The sequence below is a fragment of the Klebsiella sp. 10-1 genome (assembly GCF_009758445.1).
GTDB classification, from domain to species: domain Bacteria; phylum Pseudomonadota; class Gammaproteobacteria; order Enterobacterales; family Enterobacteriaceae; genus Klebsiella; species Klebsiella scottii.
This window is the reverse complement of record NZ_WQRE01000008.1, coordinates 85,802-103,112: the sequence shown is the minus strand read 5'-3', so window position 1 is coordinate 103,112 and position 17,311 is coordinate 85,802. Positions and strand designations below refer to the sequence as shown.

Annotated in this window: 13 protein-coding genes; 5 read left to right on the top strand and 8 right to left on the bottom strand. The window is 59.7% G+C overall.

Annotated features, from left to right (window positions below; genetic code table 11):
* The first annotated feature begins 26 nt into the window (after positions 1-26).
* The gene (miaE, locus tag GO007_RS23785) at positions 27-791 is read left to right on the top strand and encodes a tRNA isopentenyl-2-thiomethyl-A-37 hydroxylase MiaE (RefSeq protein ID WP_095104281.1); all 765 of its coding nucleotides are present in this window, start codon (positions 27-29) and stop codon (positions 789-791) included.
* Between the two features lie 70 nt (positions 792-861).
* On the opposite strand, the gene GO007_RS23780 is transcribed toward miaE, so the two are convergent.
* From GO007_RS23780 to pepA, 4 genes are all read right to left on the bottom strand, one after another.
* Complete coding sequence (locus tag GO007_RS23780; RefSeq protein WP_095104279.1) at positions 862-1,365, bottom strand: GNAT family N-acetyltransferase; 504 nt, start codon at positions 1,363-1,365, stop codon at positions 862-864.
* 171 nt (positions 1,366-1,536) lie between these two features.
* The gene (locus tag GO007_RS23775) at positions 1,537-4,392 is read right to left on the bottom strand and encodes a valine--tRNA ligase (RefSeq protein ID WP_095104277.1); all 2,856 of its coding nucleotides are present in this window, start codon (positions 4,390-4,392) and stop codon (positions 1,537-1,539) included.
* Positions 4,392-4,835, bottom strand: coding sequence for a DNA polymerase III subunit chi (holC, locus tag GO007_RS23770; protein WP_095104275.1), 444 nt, complete (start codon positions 4,833-4,835; stop codon positions 4,392-4,394). The genes GO007_RS23775 and holC overlap by 1 nt, the downstream gene beginning before the upstream one ends.
* A 191-nt stretch (positions 4,836-5,026) precedes the next feature.
* A complete protein-coding gene (gene pepA, locus GO007_RS23765; RefSeq protein ID WP_095104273.1) occupies positions 5,027-6,538 on the bottom strand; it encodes a leucyl aminopeptidase in 1,512 nt (503 codons plus the stop codon).
* A 267-nt stretch (positions 6,539-6,805) separates the two neighbouring features.
* On the opposite strand from pepA, the gene lptF reads away from it, so the two are divergent.
* Positions 6,806-7,903, top strand: coding sequence for an LPS export ABC transporter permease LptF (lptF, locus tag GO007_RS23760; RefSeq protein ID WP_095104271.1), 1,098 nt, complete (start codon positions 6,806-6,808; stop codon positions 7,901-7,903).
* The gene (lptG, locus tag GO007_RS23755) at positions 7,903-8,985 is read left to right on the top strand and encodes an LPS export ABC transporter permease LptG (protein ID WP_095104269.1); all 1,083 of its coding nucleotides are present in this window, start codon (positions 7,903-7,905) and stop codon (positions 8,983-8,985) included. Before lptF ends, lptG begins: the two co-directional genes overlap by 1 nt.
* Positions 8,986-9,025: 40 nt before the next feature.
* Here the strand turns inward: lptG and GO007_RS23750 are convergent, their stop codons facing one another.
* Together GO007_RS23750 and GO007_RS23745 are read right to left on the bottom strand one after the other, a co-directional pair.
* Positions 9,026-10,528 carry a helicase HerA-like C-terminal domain-containing protein gene (locus GO007_RS23750; protein WP_095104267.1) on the bottom strand — a complete coding sequence of 501 codons (1,503 nt, stop codon included), beginning with the start codon at positions 10,526-10,528 and terminating at the stop codon, positions 9,026-9,028.
* Between the two features lie 99 nt (positions 10,529-10,627).
* Positions 10,628-11,449, bottom strand: a complete 822-nt coding sequence (locus tag GO007_RS23745; RefSeq protein WP_095104265.1) for a TIM barrel protein — start codon at positions 11,447-11,449, stop codon at positions 10,628-10,630.
* 351 nt (positions 11,450-11,800) lie between these two features.
* Between GO007_RS23745 and GO007_RS23740 the strand changes: the two genes are divergently transcribed.
* Together GO007_RS23740 and iolB are read left to right on the top strand one after the other, a co-directional pair.
* Positions 11,801-13,306 carry a CoA-acylating methylmalonate-semialdehyde dehydrogenase gene (locus GO007_RS23740; RefSeq protein ID WP_095104263.1) on the top strand — a complete coding sequence of 502 codons (1,506 nt, stop codon included), beginning with the start codon at positions 11,801-11,803 and terminating at the stop codon, positions 13,304-13,306.
* A gap of 18 nt (positions 13,307-13,324) precedes the next feature.
* On the top strand, positions 13,325-14,134 hold the full coding sequence (iolB, locus tag GO007_RS23735; RefSeq protein WP_095104261.1) for a 5-deoxy-glucuronate isomerase: 810 nt from the start codon (positions 13,325-13,327) through the stop codon (positions 14,132-14,134).
* A 209-nt stretch (positions 14,135-14,343) separates the two neighbouring features.
* Here the strand turns inward: iolB and GO007_RS23730 are convergent, their stop codons facing one another.
* Positions 14,344-15,198, bottom strand: coding sequence for a MurR/RpiR family transcriptional regulator (locus GO007_RS23730; RefSeq protein ID WP_095104259.1), 855 nt, complete (start codon positions 15,196-15,198; stop codon positions 14,344-14,346).
* Between the two features lie 149 nt (positions 15,199-15,347).
* The gene (locus GO007_RS23725) at positions 15,348-17,261 is read right to left on the bottom strand and encodes a bifunctional 5-dehydro-2-deoxygluconokinase/5-dehydro-2-deoxyphosphogluconate aldolase (protein ID WP_095104257.1); all 1,914 of its coding nucleotides are present in this window, start codon (positions 17,259-17,261) and stop codon (positions 15,348-15,350) included.
* Positions 17,262-17,311: the final 50 nt, after the last annotated feature.

The following is a 17,311-nucleotide window of genomic DNA, read 5'->3' as shown; positions in this document are numbered from 1 at the left end:
CTGCCGCCGTATAGCAAGGAACCTCGATGGATTACCCGCAAATACTCTCCCCCATACTCAACTTCCTGCACTGTACAACTCCGCAAGCGTGGATTGATGAAGCTCGTAAGCCGGAACACCTGCCGCTGCTGCTCACCGATCATATGGTTTGCGAGCTGAAAGCGGCGCAAAACGCCATGCTGCTGGTGCGTAAATATGTGGCGGATAAAGAGGGCGCCGATGAGCTGCTGGCCTGCCTGAAGCCGTACGAGGACTTTACCTACCGCTGGGGCCCGGAGCCGGATTTCGTCGCGCTGCATAAGCAGATAAATAAAAGCACGATGCCGCATACGGACGACCCGTGGGGGCGCCAGCTGATTGACAGTATGGTGCTGCTGATTAAAGAAGAGCTGCATCACTTTTGGCAGGTGCGCGAGATAATGCTGGCGCACGACATTCCTTACGTCAAAATCACCGCCAGCAGCTACGCCCGCGGATTACGCCGGGAGGTGCGATCCCATGAGCCGGCGATGCTGATCGATAAGCTGATTTGCGGGGCCTATATCGAAGCGCGCTCCTGCGAGCGCTTTGCCGCCCTGGCGCCGTGGCTGGACGACGACCTGCAGAAGTTCTATCTGTCGCTGCTGCGCTCGGAAGCGCGCCACTTCGAGGATTATCTGCGCCTGGCGCAGCAGATTGCCGGAGACGATATCAGCGAGCGCGTGCGCCAGCTGGGCGCCGCGGAAGCCGCGTTGATTAACGCGCCGGAGGCCGAGATTCGCTTTCATAGCGGAGTGCCGGTGGCGGCCTGAAGCGGGGTTCCCGGAGCAACGGGATGAGGGCGGGTCCCCGGTAGGCGCAGCGCGACCGGGGAGGCGTAAATTACAGCGTTTTAAGCATCCGAACTTCGCAATCAACGTGGCCGGTATGGCCTAGCGGCCCGTCGATATGCTCGAAGCCAAGGTGCTCATATAAACCCACCGCTTCCTTCAGGAAGGCGGTCGTTTCCAGGTAGCAGCGCCTGAAACCCTGCTCGCGGGCATGATCCAGCGCGAGCAGCGCCAGCTTTTTCGCCAGCCCCTGTCCGCGGGCCGAAGTCATAAAGTACATTTTCTGCAGCTCGCAGATATCGGGCTCGCTGTGGGCCAATGGCGCCACGCCGCCGCCGCCGACCACCTGACCATTCTGCTCCACCACCCAGTATGCGGAACCCGGCTGGTTGTAGAGCTGGAAAAGCTCATCCAGATTAGGGTCGGCTACCGTATAGCCTTTATCGGCGGTCAGCCCGTATTCGGCTGAAACCTGGCGAATAACGCCGGCGATAGCCGCATTGTCTTGCGCGGTGATCCGGCGCAGCGACACCGTGATGGTCGCGATCGTATTCATACGATTACTCATAGCAAAAATGGCGGATGATGTTGTTGTTAATAACATCGGAAAAGGGGGCAGCGCAAGCGCTGTTCAACGCGACGGGCGTTTGTGCTGCAACCTGGGGTCTTCAGCGCGTGGTATCCGCGGTGATTGTGCCCCTTGCCCGGTCGGACAAGGGGCAGAGGATTACAGCGCGGCGATCACGGCCTGCTGTTCAACCAGCTTGGTTTTCGCTTCCGCATAACCTTCCAGCTTTTCACGCTCTTTAGCAATGACCGCTTCCGGCGCGCGGGCGACAAAGCCTTCGTTGGAGAGCTTGCTTTCGATACGGCCGATTTCCGCTTCGACTTTCGCCACTTCTTTCGCCAGACGCGCCAGCTCGGCATCTTTGTCGATAAGGCCGGCCATCGGGATCAGCAGCTCGGCGCCGTCGATGATCTTGGCGACCGAAACCGGGCCTTTATCATCGGCAGCCAGCACGGTGATGCTTTCCAGTCGCGCCAGGTTCAGCAGGAAGCTGCGGTTGTCGTTTACGCGACGAATCGCATCGTTGCTACAGCCGCGCAGCAGAAGCTCCAGCGGTTTGCCTGGGGCAATGTTCATTTCCGCGCGAATGTTACGCACGGCGATGATTGCCTGCTTCAGCCACTCGGTATCGGAAGCCGCGGCTTCATCAACCTGCGATGCATCGTACTGCGGGAACGGCTGCAGCATGATGGTATCGGCCGTCACGCCGCAGATGACCTTCACGCGCTGCCAGATGGTTTCAGTGATAAACGGAATGATCGGGTGCGCCAGGCGCAGCAGGCCTTCCAGCACGGTTACCAGCGTATTGCGGGTACCGCGCAGCTCGGCCTCGGTGCCGCCGTTCATCACCGGCTTGGTCAGCTCCAGATACCAGTCGCAGAACTGGTTCCAGGTGAACTCGTACAGAATGCCCGCGGCGATATCGAAGCGGAAGTTATCCAGCGCTTCGCGGTACGCTTTGATGGTCTGGTTGAATTCCGCAAGGATCCAGCGGTCGGCCAGAGAGAGCTCCATTGCGCCGCCGTTGAAGCCGCAATCCTGATCTTCGGTATTCATCAGCACGAAACGGCTGGCGTTCCACAGCTTGTTACAGAAGTTACGGTAACCTTCCAGACGCTTCATATCCCAGTTGATGTCGCGGCCGGTAGAGGCCAGCGCCGCCAGGGTGAAGCGCAGGGCGTCGGTACCGTGCGGCTCGATGCCGTCCGGGAACTGTTTTTCGGTACGCTTAGCGATTTTTTCCGCCAGCTGCGGCTGCATCATGTTGCCGGTGCGTTTCTCCAGCAGGTCAGCCAGGGAAATACCGTCGACCATATCCAGCGGGTCAATGACGTTACCCTTGGATTTGGACATCTTCTGGCCTTCGTCATCGCGAATCAGGCCGGTCATGTAGACGGTCTTAAACGGTACCTGCGGCTTGCCGTTTTCATCTTTGATGAAGTGCATGGTCATCATGATCATGCGGGCAATCCAGAAGAAGATGATGTCGAAGCCGGATACCATCACGCTGGTTGGGTGGAACTGACGCAGCGCGTCGGTGTTTTCCGGCCAGCCGAGGGTGGAGAACGTCCACAGCGCGGAGGAGAACCAGGTATCGAGAACGTCGTCGTCCTGGCGCAGCGCCACGTCGGCGGAGAGGTTGTTTTCCTGGCGCACTTCGTCTTCGTTACGGCCAACGTAGACGTTGCCTTCGTTGTCGTACCATGCCGGGATGCGGTGGCCCCACCACAGCTGACGGGAGATACACCAGTCCTGAATATCGCGCATCCAGGAGAAATACATGTTTTCGTACTGCTTCGGCACGAACTGAATGTCGCCGTTCTCAACCGCTTCAACCGCCGGTTTTGCCAGCACGTCGGCACGAACGTACCACTGATCGGTCAGCATCGGCTCGATAACCACGCCGCCGCGATCGCCGTACGGTACGGTCAGATCGTGCGGTTTAATCTCTTCTAACAGGCCCAGCGCGTCAACGGCGGCAACCACCGCTTTACGCGCGGCAAAACGTTCCAGATTCTGGAACTGAGCCGGGATCTCGTTGGGGTAGGCGTCAGACTCGTTGCCTTTGCTGTCGTACACTTCCGCGCTTTCACGGATATCGCCGTCAAAGGTCAGGATATTGATCATCGGCAGGCCGTGACGTTTACCGACTTCATAGTCGTTAAAGTCGTGCGCCGGGGTGATCTTCACGCAGCCGGTGCCCTTTTCCATATCGGCGTGTTCATCGCCCACGACTGGAATGCGGCGGTCAACCAGCGGCAGAATAACGAATTTGCCGATCAGGTCTTTATAGCGCGGATCTTCCGGGTTAACCGCCACGCCGGTATCGCCGAGCACGGTTTCCGGACGAGTGGTGGCGACCACCAGGTAATCTTTGCCGTCGGCGGTTTTCGCGCCGTCGGCCAGCGGGTAGCGGATGTGCCACATGGAGCCTTTAGACTCGCGGTTTTCCACTTCGAGGTCGGAAATCGCGGTGCGCAGCTTCGGGTCCCAGTTGACCAGGCGCTTGCCGCGGTAGATCAGATCTTCTTTGTACAGGCGGACAAAGACTTCCTTCACGGCGTTGGAGAGGCCTTCATCCATGGTGAAACGCTCGCGCTCCCAGTCCACGGAGTTGCCCAGGCGGCGCATCTGACGGGTAATGGTGCCGCCGGATTCCGCTTTCCACTGCCAGATTTTATCGATAAAGGCGTCGCGACCGTAATCGTGGCGGGTTTTACCTTCTTCGGCGGCAATCTTACGTTCAACCACCATCTGGGTTGCGATACCCGCGTGGTCGGTACCGGCCTGCCACAGAGTATTTTTACCCTGCATACGCTGGTAGCGAATCATGGTATCCATGATGGTTTGCTGGAAGGCATGACCCATATGCAAACTGCCGGTGACGTTCGGCGGTGGGATCATGATGCAGAAGCTCTCCTGGCTTTCATCACCATTCGGTTTGAAATAGCCCTGCTTTTCCCAGTGCTCGTAAAGCGGCTGTTCGATATCTTGTGGGTTGTATGTCTTTTCCATTATTTCCAGGTTGCCGTGTTCAGGTTGAAACCAGCCATGCGGTACGCTTTGTAGCGTTCGCGCGCCAGTTGTTTCAGAGAGTCTTCGTAAGGGACAAAGTCTATCACTTCTGTGAAAGCGGTGGCAAAATCTGCAAAGTTTACCCGCAGACTGATCAGGATGTCCCGCGGGCTGCTGTTGCGCTTCTGCGGCCAGGCGACCTCCACCGGCGCGCCGCCTCTGGGGCCTTCTCCCGCCAGATTGTGCGGGACAAAACTCTCCGGTGGCCGCGTCCACAGCGCTTCGTCGAGGCGAATGGCCTGCTGCTCATCTTCACAGGCGATCAGCACGCGTTTGCCGCTGCGCCAGCGTTCTGCGGCAATTTCACACACCAGCTGTTCGACGGCGCTTAAACCGTCCTGCTGCGCGTCATTGTCCAGAAGATAAAAGGTTGCGTTCTTCATATCTCTACCCGTTGTCTTTCCCGTTGCCTCTTGGTTGGCTGCCTTTGGGCACTCCAGCCGCAGAGTAAACTATGCTGGCGGGAGTGTGCTCCGCTCTGCCGCCGCGATGCAACTCGAAATCCATAGGGTACAGAATTCTAATTGCTCGAACTCACGGGCCGGATAAGCGTCGCGCTATCCGGCCCGCAAGATTACTCTTCGCCAGTGAACCCGGCGCGGTTGAGCAGGAACTGCGACAGCAGCGCCACCGGACGACCGGTCGCGCCTTTGGCTTTACCCGAACGCCATGCGGTGCCAGCGATATCGAGGTGCGCCCAGTTGTACTTGCGGGTGAAGCGCGACAGGAAGCAGCCGGCGGTAATAGCCCCGCCAGGACGGCCGCCGATGTTGGCCATATCCGCAAAGTTAGACTCCAGCTGATCCTGGAACTCGTCGCCCAGCGGCAGACGCCACGCGCGGTCGCCCGCCAGTTCAGATGCGCCAATCAGCTCATGGGCCAGCGGATTGTGGTTCGACATCAGGCCGGTGATATGGTGCCCCAGGGCAATCACGCAGGCGCCGGTCAGCGTCGCCACGTCAATCACCGCTTCCGGTTCGAAGCGCTCTACGTAGGTCAGGACGTCGCAGAGCACCAGGCGGCCTTCGGCATCGGTATTCAGCACCTCAACCGTCTGGCCGGACATCGTGGTCAGAACGTCGCCTGGGCGATAGGCGCGGCCGCCGGGCATGTTTTCACAGCCCGCCAGTACGCCGATGACGTTCAGCGGCAGCTGCAGCTCGGCCACCATGCGCATGACGCCGTACACCGCTGCCGCGCCGCACATGTCGTACTTCATCTCGTCCATGCCTTCGGCAGGCTTGATGGAGATACCGCCGGAGTCGAACGTCAGGCCTTTACCGACCAGCACGATCGGTCGCGCGTCTTCCGACGGGTTGCCTTTGTACTCAATCACCGACATCAGCGATTCGTTCTGCGAACCGTTGCCGACCGCAAGGTAAGAGTTCATCCCCAGCTCGCGCATCTGCTGTTCGCCGATCACGCGGGTGATGACGTTTTTGCTGTAAGTATCCGCCAGCTGGCGCGCCTGCGAGGCCAGATAGGCCGCGTTGCAGATGTTTGGCGGCATGTTGCCGAGATCTTTTGCCGCTTTGATCCCTGAGGCGATGGCCAGGCCGTGCTGGATTGCGCGCTCGCCGCTGGTCAGCTCGCGGCGGGTTGGCACGTTGAAGACCATTTTACGCAGCGGACGACGCGGCTCGCTCTTGTTGGTCTTCAGCTGATCGAAGCTGTACAGCGTCTCTTTGGCGGTCTCAACGGCCTGGCGAACTTTCCAGTAGTTGTTACGTCCTTTGACATGCAGCTCGGTCAGAAAACAAACCGCTTCCATCGACCCGGTATCATTCAGGGTATTAATGGTTTTTTGGATCACCTGCTTGTACTGGCGCTCATCCAGCTCGCGCTCTTTGCCACATCCAATCAGCAGAATGCGCTCTGACAGAATATTTGGCACATGGTGGAGCAGCAGCGTCTGGCCTGGCTTACCTTCCAGTTCACCGCGACGCAGCAGGGCGCTGATATAGCCGTCACTGATTTTATCGAGTTGTTCGGCAATGGGGGAGAGGCGACGCGGTTCGAAGACGCCGACCACGATACAGGCACTCCGCTGCTTCTCCGGGCTACCGCTTTTTACACTGAACTCCATGCACTACGCTCCTGAATCTTAAAGACAACGACGGTGGCTACGGATAGAATTGAAAGCTTTCGTAACTCATGTCCGCTGTTGTGGTGACTTCGTGTTAATCTTAACGTTATTACGGCCTTGGTTCGTCAGAAAAAAACCTGATACGCAGAACCGATGAGTCATTTAATCTTAGCGATGTTTTCGACGACCAAAGAGAATAAATGACGTTTAAGCCATGAAACAAGCAATTTTCCTGCAATAAGACGGGTTTTTACGGGCGTATTTATAGTGATAATCATAAGATATCTGGTTCGTGAGACGCTGAAAAGCCAGTTGGCGATCCTATTCATCCTGTTACTCATTTTCTTTTGTCAGAAACTGGTCAGGATCCTCGGCGCTGCGGTAGATGGCGAGATCCCGACAAATCTGGTGCTCTCGCTGTTAGGGCTGGGCATTCCGGAGATGGCGCAGCTGATCCTGCCCCTGAGCCTGTTCCTCGGGCTGCTGATGACGCTGGGCAAACTCTATACCGAAAGCGAAATCACGGTGATGCACGCCTGCGGCCTGAGCAAAGCGGTACTGGTGAAGGCGGCGATGATCCTCGCGCTGTTCACCGGCGCAGTCGCGGCGGTAAACGTGATGTGGGCGGGGCCGTGGTCGTCCCGTCATCAGGATGAAGTGCTGTCGGAAGCTAAAGCTAACCCCGGCATGGCCGCGCTGGCCCAGGGCCAGTTCCAGCAGGCCAGCGACGGTAGCGCGGTGCTGTTTATTGAAAGCGTTAACGGCAAGCGTTTCCAGGACGTATTCCTTGCGCAGCTGCGGCCGAAAGGCAACGCCCGTCCGTCGGTGGTGGTCGCCGATTCAGGCGAACTCTCGCAGCAGAAAGACGGCTCGCAGGTGGTGACCATGAATCAGGGTACCCGCTTTGAGGGCACCGCGATGCTGCGCGATTTCCGCATCACCGATTTCAAAAACTATCAGGCGATTGTCGGCCACCAGGCGGTGACGTCGGATCCCGATGACACCGAACAGATGGATATGCGCACGCTGTGGCATACCCAGACCGATCGCGCTCGCGCCGAGCTGCACTGGCGCTTCACGCTGGTGGCGACCGTCTTTATCATGGCGCTGATGGTGGTTCCGCTGAGCGTCGTCAACCCGCGCCAGGGCCGCGTGCTGTCGATGCTGCCGGCAATGCTGCTTTACCTGGTCTTCTTCCTGCTGCAAACCTCGATTAAGTCGAACGGCGGCAAAGGTAAAATGGACCCGATGATCTGGATGTGGGGCATCAACCTGCTCTATTTCGCGCTGGCGGTGCTGTTGAACCTGTGGGATACGGTGCCAATGCGTCGCTTCCGTGCCCGTTTTAACAAAGGAGCGGCGTGATGCAGGCGTTTGGCGTACTTGACCGTTACATCGGTAAGACGATTTTCAACACCATCATGATGACGCTGTTCATGCTGGTTTCGCTGTCGGGCATTATCAAGTTTGTCGATCAGCTGAAAAAAGCCGGGCAGGGCAGCTACGATGCGCTGGGCGCCGGGCTATATACCCTTCTCAGCGTGCCGAAAGATGTGCAGATATTCTTCCCGATGGCGGCGCTGCTCGGGGCGCTGCTTGGCCTCGGCGCGCTGGCGCAGCGCAGCGAGCTGGTGGTGATGCAGGCCTCCGGCTTCACTCGTTTGCAGGTGGCGCTGGCGGTGATGAAAACCGCTATCCCGCTGGTTCTGCTGACGATGGCTATGGGGGAATGGGTTGCGCCGCAGGGCGAGCAGATGGCGCGTAACTACCGCGCTCAGCAGATGTACGGCGGCTCGCTGCTTTCAACTCAGCAGGGCCTGTGGGCGAAAGACGGCCACAATTTTGTCTATATCGAACGGGTGAAGGGCAACGATGAGCTGGGCGGCGTGAGCATCTACGCCTTCAACGATGCGCGGCGCCTGCAGTCGGTCCGCTACGCCGCGTCGGCGAAATTCGATAGCGAGAATAAGGTCTGGCGCCTGTCGCAGGTCGATGAGTCCAACCTGACCGACCCGAAACAGATCACCGGTTCGCAGATGGTCAGCGGCACCTGGAATACCAAACTGACGCCGGATAAGCTGGGCGTGGTGGCGCTGGATCCCGACGCGCTGTCGATTAGCGGCCTGCATAACTACGTCACCTATCTGAAGTCCAGCGGTCAGGACCCTGGCCGCTACCAGCTCAATATGTGGAGCAAGATCTTCCAGCCGCTGTCGGTGGCGGTAATGATGCTGATGGCGCTGTCGTTTATCTTTGGTCCGCTGCGCAGCGTGGCGATGGGCGTGAGGGTGGTCACCGGGATCAGCTTCGGCTTTATCTTCTACGTGCTGGACCAGATTTTTGGCCCGCTGACCCTGGTCTACGGCATTCCGCCGATCATCGGCGCGCTGCTGCCGAGCGCCAGCTTCTTCCTGATAAGCCTCTGGCTGATGATGAGAAAAAGCTAGCGCGCCTCCCCCTCTCCGGCGCGGAGAGGGGGACATTAACCTAACGTTTTCGCCCGCCGAGTAAGCTTCCCAGCATCCCTCTCACTATCTGATTCGTCACCTGACGCACCGCGCTTTTGGCCGCCGTTTGCACAATACCGTCGCGCTTGCCGCCGCGTGGGCCGGTGGTACCAAACAGGATATCCTTCAGGCCGCCGAGCAGTCCGTCGTCGTCGCTGCTCTGCTGGCCTTTGGCCGGCGGCGCGTCCTGCTGCTCGGTGGTGGCCTGCACCCCTTTTTGCAGCATTTCAAACGCCGACTCGTGATCGACCTCCTCCTCATATTTTCCGTACAGCGCGGAGTGGTTAATCAGCCCGTTACGCTCATCGTCCGTGACCGGCCCCATCCGCGAGCAGGGGGCGATAACCATCGCGCGCTCTACCACCGAAGGGCTGCCCTTCTCGTCGAGGAACGAAACCAGCGCCTCGCCGGTGCCCAGCTCCTGAATGGCCTGTTCGGTACTGAACGCCGGATTGGCGCGCATGGTTTGCGCCGCCGTTTTTACCGCCTTCTGATCCTTCGGCGTGAAGGCGCGCAGGGCGTGCTGCACCCGGTTACCCAGCTGGCCGAGCACCGCGTCGGGGATATCCGCCGGGTTTTGCGAAACGAAGTAAACCCCCACCGCCTTGGAGCGGATCAGGCGGATAACCTGTTCGATTTTATCGAGTAAAACCTGCGGCGCATCGTTAAACAGCAGGTGCGCTTCGTCGAAGAAAAAGACCAGCTTCGGTTTGTCCAGATCGCCGGCTTCCGGCAGGCGCTCGTAGAGTTCCGAGAGCATCCACAGCAGGCTGGCCGCGTACAGCTTCGGCATCTGATACAGCTTTTCGGCGCTGAGGATATTAATCACCCCTTTGCCGTTGGCATCAACGCGCATCCAGTCCGCGATATCCAGCATCGGCTCGCCGAAGAAGTGCTCCGCGCCCTGCTGCTCAAGCGTCAGCAGGCCGCGCTGGATCGCCCCCACCGAGGCGCTGCTGATGTTGCCGTACTGGTTCTGGAAGCTTTTCGCGTTATCGCCGATGTACTGGGTAATGGCGCGCAGATCTTTAAAGTCGAGCAGCAGCAGGCCGCGGTCGTCGGCGATGCGGAAAATGATATTCAGCACCCCGGACTGGACCTCGTTGAGGTTCAGCAGGCGCGCCAGCAGCAGCGGCCCGAGGTCGGAGACCGTGGCGCGAAGCGGGTGGCCCTTCTCGCCGAAAATATCCCACACCACCACCGGGTTAGCGTGCGGCTGCCAGTCGGTGACGCCGATTTTGTCCAGCCGCGCCTGCAGCTTTTCGCTGCTCTGGCCCTCCTCGGCAATACCGGTGAGGTCGCCTTTCACGTCGGCCATAAATACCGGTACGCCGATTTCGGAAAATGACTCCGCCAGCTTTTGCAGGGTGACGGTTTTACCGGTACCGGTGGCCCCGGTGATCAGGCCGTGACGGTTGGCCATTCCGGGAAGTAGATGCAGCTGTTTTTCCAGCGTACGCGCAATCAGCAGGGGTGAGCTCATGGTCGATTCCTCCATTTATCCTGCGTCGATTATAGGCAGACTCGTCGCAAAGAGGTGAGAGGAATCGACACTTTACCCCGGCGCGGGCGTCGGTTTTCTTCAGGCGCAGCGCTGCTGAAGCAGCGCGATGCTCTGCTCCACCTCACGACGGATGTCGTCTTCGCGCCAGTTCGCCAGCTCCGGCGCAAACGGCTCGAAGGCGTAAACCCCCCGATAGCCGCGCGCTTCCAGATTTTTGACCTGCTCGCAGGTTTCCAGCCTGTCGCCAGGCGTCAGCATGATGCGCTCATCGTCGGTCAGCTGGTCGCGCGGGCGGCTATCCTCGACGCCGGAGAGGTGGACCAGGCCGATGGCGTCGATCTCCAGCTGGCTAAACTCCTCATCCGCCTGCGGGTAGAGATGGTGGTGGAACGTATCGATCAGCAGCTTAAACGGCACGCGGGCATCGTGAATAAGCGTTTGCGCCTGCGCCGCCGAACGCAGCGAGCTTTGCGGAAAGCCCAGCGGCTCAACCAGCCCCTGGATGCCGTAAAAAGAGAACAGCGGCGCCAGCTCGCGAAGCGCGCTCAGCGTCTCGTCGGTGGACACCGCGCTGCCGTCGTTGAGCGGGCAGAGTACCAGCGATTTCGCGCCAACGGCCTGCGCCTCCTTCAGCAGGGATTCGGTCAGGCTGCGCACCTCCGGCGTACGGCAGTTGAAGGGATAAACCGCATTGATGGTCAGAATCTCAATGTGGTAGCGCTCTGCCAGTTCGCGCACCTGGCGGGCGCTGAGGTCGTCCGTCACCTTTCCGCCGGGTAAATCATTGCGCAGCTCGACTTTGTTCAGCCCGAGGCTATGCACCAGGCGAAAGAAGGACTCGATATTCAGCGAAGGGGCGATCTTGCGATTAATACAGAAGCGGTGCTGGGCAATAGCCATTTTACTCTCCGGGAACAGGATGAAGTAGGTTCGTTCGATTACCTACTAGTCAAAACGTTTATTTCAAAATTGGCAATGAGTGAAATGGTGATTATTTGAGCTGCCTCGCAAAATAGCGTGCGCTAAAGAGCCGATGCGCGTCCGGTCAAAAGGCCGCAGCGTCTGTTGCCGGGCGATCGCGCTTTGTTGCCGGAACAGAAGCGTTATTGCTGAAAATTGCGACCATCATCACCAAATTAGAATTTCATTTTATATCTATGTTGAAATATACATTTCATTTTACTACGGTTATAGCACAGCAAAATCGGAGATGGGCCGCAGCGTTGGCCTTCCACACCATGAGGCGAGAACATGACGATCACAGGAAACTTTATTGGCGGGCAGACCGTTACCAGCAGCAGCAATGAAACGATGCCGGTGTTTGACCCGGCGACGGGAAAAGTGGTGCGCGAAGTCACGCTCTCCACCGCCCAGGAGGTCTCTGACGCCATTCAGGTCGCGCGCGACGCGTTTGAAAGCTGGTCGCGTACCACGCCGCTGCGCCGCGCCCGGGTGCTGTTCAACTTTAAAATGCTGCTGGAACAACATGCCGATGAGCTGGCGGGGATCATCGTTAGCGAGCACGGTAAGGTGTGGTCGGATGCGCTGGGCGAGCTGACCCGCGGCCTGGAAGTGGTCGAGTTTGCCTGCGGGATCCCGCACCTGATTAAAGGCGAGTATTCCTCCGACGTCGGTACCGGCGTGGATAGCTATTCCCTGATGCAGCCGCTGGGCGTGGTGGCGGGGATTACGCCGTTTAACTTCCCGGCAATGGTGCCGATGTGGATGTTCCCGCTCGCGCTGGCCTGCGGCAACAGCTTTATCCTCAAGCCTCCCGCGCTGGCGCCTACCGCTGCGGTGCGCCTTGCTGAACTGCTAAAAGAAGCGGGCCTGCCGGATGGCGTCTTTAACGTGATTCACTGCAGCAACGAAGACGCCGGGCAGCTCTACACCGATCCGCGGATTGCGGCGGTCAGCTTCGTGGGCTCTTCCGGCGTGGCGGAGCATATCTACAAAACCGCCAGCGCTCACGGTAAGCGCGTGCAGGCGTTCGGCGCGGCGAAAAACCATGCGATCGTGATGCCGGATGCGGACCTGGATGCCACGGTGAACGCGATTATGGGCGGCGCGTTTGGGTCGGCGGGCGAACGCTGCATGGCGCTGCCGGTGGTGGTCGCCGTTGGCGATGCCACGGCGGATAAGCTGATTGCGCGCCTGCAGCCGCTGGTGCAGGCGCTGAAGGTCGGCCCTGGCTGCATGCGCGGTAAAGAAGAGAACGAAATGGGCCCGGTGGTTTCCGACAGCCATCAGAAAAAAGTGCTGGGCTATATTGATAAGGGCGTCAGCGAAGGCGCGAAGCTGGTCGTCGACGGCCGTAAGCCGCGGGTGGCGGGTTATGATGAAGGCTACTACGTCGGCGGGACGCTGTTTGATAACGTGACGCCGGAGATGACCATCTGGCGGGAAGAGATTTTCGGGCCGGTGCTGGGAATTGTGCGCGTCGCCGACTATCACAGCGCGCTGGAGCTGGTGAACAGCCACGAGTTTGGCAACGGTAGCGCCGTCTTTACCAGCAGCGGTCACACCGCGCGTGAATTCGTGCACGACGTGCAGGCCGGGATGGTCGGGGTCAACGTGCCGGTGCCGGTACCGATGGCGTTCCACAGCTTTGGCGGCTGGAAGCGTTCCGTCTTTGGCGCCCTGAACGTACACGGGCCGGACGGCGTTCGTTTCTACACGCGCATGAAAACCGCCACCGTCCGCTGGCCGGAAGGGCAGCAAACCGTATCTGAATTCAGCATGCCGACTTTAGGCTAATCGGCGAAGGAGAGCGCCATGTCGTTACTGGCTAAATCGCAAAAAAAGGGGCAGATCCAGCATATTACGCCGCAAAGCGCCGGCTGGCGCTATATCGGCTTTGACGTCTGGATGCTGAAGAAAGGACAAAGCGTGACGCTGGAAAGCGGCGAGCGCGAGCTGTGCCTGGTGCTGGTTGCCGGGCTGGCATCGGTCAAAACGACGAAGGCCGATTTCCCGGACCTCGGTCAGCGGATGTCGCCGTTTGAGCGCACGCCGCCGTGGTCGGTCTACGTACCGCCGCAGGATAAAGTCGAGGTCACCGCCGATTCCGATCTGGAGCTGGCGGTATGCAGCGCGCCGGGTAAGGGGAGCTTCCCGGCTCGGGTGATTCGCCCGCAGGAGGTTGGCGTTGAGCATCGCGGGAAAGGGCGCAACCAGCGCCGGGTGCACAATATTCTGCCGGATAGCGCGCAGGCTGACTGCCTGCTGGTGGTCGAGGTCTACACCGATGAGGGGGCCACCAGCTCGTGGCCGTCGCATAAGCACGATACCGCGCTGCCGGGTCGGGAGACCCAGCTGGAAGAGACCTACTATCACCGCTTCGACCCGCCGCAGGGGTTTGCTTTCCAGCGCGTCTATACCGATGATCGCAGCCTGGATGCCTGCATGGCGCCTTACAACCACGACGTGGTGATGGTGCCGCGCGGCTATCATCCGGTGGCGGCGATCGCCGGCTATGACAGCTATTATCTGAACGTGATGGCCGGTCCGGATCGCCGGTGGCTGTTTAGCTGGGAAGAGGATCACGCGTGGATCAATAGCCCCGACTATCCTCGCCACGACTGATACGCTATGAACGCTATGCAGGGCCGGTTAGATTCTCTAACCGGCCTTTTTTCTTGCCGAAGCCTTCCCGGTCGCGCTGCCTGAGCGGGGCGACGAGGCGTGCGGCGGTAGCCCGGAGAAGGCGCTGACGCCGCAATCCGGGAGAGGGAAGAAGGATCGGTCGTTGTTGCCCGGACGGGCGCGGGCGCCGCCTCCGGGGAGGCGGGGCATCAGGCCTGCTGGGCCTGCGGCTCTTTGCTGCTGTTGAGGGCCAGCGAAACCGCCAGCGTTTGGGCGAGACACAGCGAAGCAACCTGCGAGCGGAACCCGTCAACCTGGGCCTCGCGCACTACGAAGCAGACGTCGCTAAATGCCGCGAGCGGGCTGACCTGGCTGTCGGTGATGGCGATTTGCCGCGCCTTGCGCTGAGCGCCCAGCTCAACCAGCTCAACCACTTCGCGGGCGTAAGGCGAGAAGCTGACCGCCACCACCACATCTTTTGGGCCGACCAGGCTCAGCTGCTCGGTAAACATGCCGCCGAGCCCGTCAATCAGGAAGGCCTTACGATCGAGATGGCGCAGGGCGTAGGTCAGATAGGAGGCGACGCTAAACGAGCGGCGCAGGCCGATAACGTAGATATTCTCCGCTTCCGCCAGCAGGGCCACCGCGCGCTCAAGATCGTCGCCCGAGGTCTGCATGGCAAGCTGCTGCAGCGCCTGGGTATTGACCATGGTAAACATATTGAGAATTTCGGTCGGCGTTTCCGGCGGCGAGCTCTCATCGTTGGTGGTCTGGCGGAACAGGCGCGCGCGCTCGGTATAGTTGGCGGTCTCTTCCATCAGATGCTGTCTGAACATCTGCTTCATTTCGTTAAAGCCGCTGAAGCCAAAAGCATTAGCGAAACGAATCAGGGTTGATGGCGGAACGTCGGCCTGCTGGGCGATAGACGCGACGGTATCGAAAGCCACGCTATTGCTGTTATCCAGAATATAGCGCGCCACCTGTTTTAAGCGTTTGCTTAACGTATCGTAGCGACGCCTGATCTCATCCTGCAGGATGGTAAGTTGGGTTGGATTATTGGCCATAAGTTGCGCTCTGATGAAATGAAAGAAATATAACTTCCAGTGTACCAAATGAAGCGAATTTTTCATTTTTTGCGATGAAATACGCGATTCATTTCACGAAGAAATCGAAAAAGCCCGCTCCGGAGGGGGAAGGTGCGGGCTGAAGAGGATTAGCGGCGGGCTTCGCGCCAGTAGCCGATAAGCGCCAGGTAGTTGCGTTTCACCTCATCGATCAGCGCCTCATCGCTAAGCTCACCCTGCATCCAGCGGCGCGAAGGCTGACCAAAGATGGTGCGGCCGACGGCAAAGCCTTTGATGATAGGGTGATTCGCGGCTTCGGCGAATCCGGCGCGCAGGCGATCGGGGGATGCGTCGAGGCCAAGGATCAGGATCCCGCGGCACAGGCTATCTTCGCGTGCGATCAGCGCGGCGATCTTCTCCCAGTTCGCGCTGGAGAGCGGCGGCAGCTTCCACCAGTCGGGCTGGATACCGAGCTGGTAAAAATGTTCCAGCATGGCGTAATAGTGGCGCTCGTCCTTATCCGGCCCGCTCTCCGGCAGGATCACTTCCAGCAGCAGCTCGTGCCCGGACTTATTGCAGGCCTGCCAGACCTCCAGCAGCAGCGCATCCTGCTCGGCGCGCAGCGCCGCCGGGTCGGCCGGATGATAGAAGACCAGGCACTTAACCACCTGTTCCAGCGGCCAGTCGATCAGCTGAGAGCCGATATTGCCGTGCTCAAGACGCAGCGGGCGCGAACCCGGCAACTCGATTGGCCGCCCGATCCACCAGCCTTTGCCGGTAATGGCGTTCAGCGCGCGCTGGCCGTAGGTGCCATCGGCGAGGATACCGCTGCGCCGATCGAGCCCCGCCTCCTGCGCCGCCGCTTCGGCGGCGGCCAGCAGCAGCAGCTTGAGCTGAGGGATGCAGGCCGCATCGCGGCCGGTTTCCTGCACCAGCTCCGCCAGCTGCTTGCGGTGGTCAAAGGCGAAAATGCACAGCTCGGGCCACTGCTGGCGGCGGCTGGTCACCCGATGCAGATGGTTCAGCCGCGCGTCGAGATCCGGACGCGGGACCGATTCCGCGCGCAGCAGATAGTCATCCAGCTCAACCTTGGTCGGCATCGCCGGCGCGCAGCCGTGGCGTGAGACAACCAGCGCCCCGCAGGCGTTAGCGTAGCGGCAGGCCTGCTCCCAGCCCTCGTCGTTCAGCCAGCCGCGCAGCAGGCCGGACATAAAGGCATCGCCGGCGCCCAGCACGTTGAGCACCTCCACCCGCACGCCCTGCTGCAGCGGCACGCTGTCCCAGCCGTCGGGGATCTCGCCTTCCAGCACCACGCAGCCCATCGGACCGCGCTTGCACACCAGGGTGGCTTTGGTGGCGTGGCGGACGTTTTTCAGCGCCGTCAGCGTATCGGTGCTGCCGCCGGCAATATGAAACTCTTCTTCTGTACCGACCACTAAATCGAACAGATGTAGCACTTCCTGCAGCTGACGGGTGACTGAACCGGAAGCAATGAAACGCGTTTCACCATCGCCGGGCGAGGTTAATCCCCACAGCACCGGGCGATAGTCGATATCCAACGCCGTCCGCAGGCCGTGGCGACGGGCGTACTCCAGCGCTTTCAGCACCGCTGCGCGGGTATTGGCATGTGAAAGGTGCGTACCGGTGATCGCCAACGCCCGGGAGGAGGCAATGTACTCTTCCTTAATATCTTCCGGCGTCAGCGCCATGTCGGCGCAGTTGTCGCGGTAAAAAATCAGCGGAAAGGTTTCCTGATCTTTAATCCCCAGCATCACCAGCGCGGTGAGACGCTGCTGGTCGGTGATCAGATATTCGGTATCGACCCCGGCACGGCTTAACGTTTCACGTAAAAAGCGGCCGTTGTGCTCATCACCCACGCGGGCAAGCATCGCCGATTTTAAGCCCTGAATGGCGGTGCCAAAGGCCACGTTGCCGGAGGAGCCGCCCAGATATTTAGAGAAACTGGCGACGTCTTCCAGCCTTGCGCCAATCTGCTGGGCATAGAGGTCGACAGCCACCCGGCCAATACAGATGACGTCGAGCCGCTTTACTGCTGCATTCATAGCTAGGGTTTCCTTTTGCATGTCTGCTGTACGGAAGGGTCGATATCGAC

Coding starts and splice junctions, on each gene's coding strand:
- holC (WP_095104275.1), bottom strand. CDS start 4,835: ATGAAGAACGCAACCTTTTATCTTCTGGACAATGACGCGCAGCAGGAC.
- GO007_RS23775 (WP_095104277.1), bottom strand. CDS start 4,392: ATGGAAAAGACATACAACCCACAAGATATCGAACAGCCGCTTTACGAG.
- GO007_RS23780 (WP_095104279.1), bottom strand. CDS start 1,365: ATGAATACGATCGCGACCATCACGGTGTCGCTGCGCCGGATCACCGCG.
- GO007_RS23745 (WP_095104265.1), bottom strand. CDS start 11,449: ATGGCTATTGCCCAGCACCGCTTCTGTATTAATCGCAAGATCGCCCCT.
- GO007_RS23725 (WP_095104257.1), bottom strand. CDS start 17,261: ATGAATGCAGCAGTAAAGCGGCTCGACGTCATCTGTATTGGCCGGGTG.
- GO007_RS23750 (WP_095104267.1), bottom strand. CDS start 10,528: ATGAGCTCACCCCTGCTGATTGCGCGTACGCTGGAAAAACAGCTGCAT.
- miaE (WP_095104281.1), top strand. CDS start 27: ATGGATTACCCGCAAATACTCTCCCCCATACTCAACTTCCTGCACTGT.
- iolB (WP_095104261.1), top strand. CDS start 13,325: ATGTCGTTACTGGCTAAATCGCAAAAAAAGGGGCAGATCCAGCATATT.
- lptG (WP_095104269.1), top strand. CDS start 7,903: ATGCAGGCGTTTGGCGTACTTGACCGTTACATCGGTAAGACGATTTTC.
- GO007_RS23730 (WP_095104259.1), bottom strand. CDS start 15,198: ATGGCCAATAATCCAACCCAACTTACCATCCTGCAGGATGAGATCAGG.
- GO007_RS23740 (WP_095104263.1), top strand. CDS start 11,801: ATGACGATCACAGGAAACTTTATTGGCGGGCAGACCGTTACCAGCAGC.
- pepA (WP_095104273.1), bottom strand. CDS start 6,538: ATGGAGTTCAGTGTAAAAAGCGGTAGCCCGGAGAAGCAGCGGAGTGCC.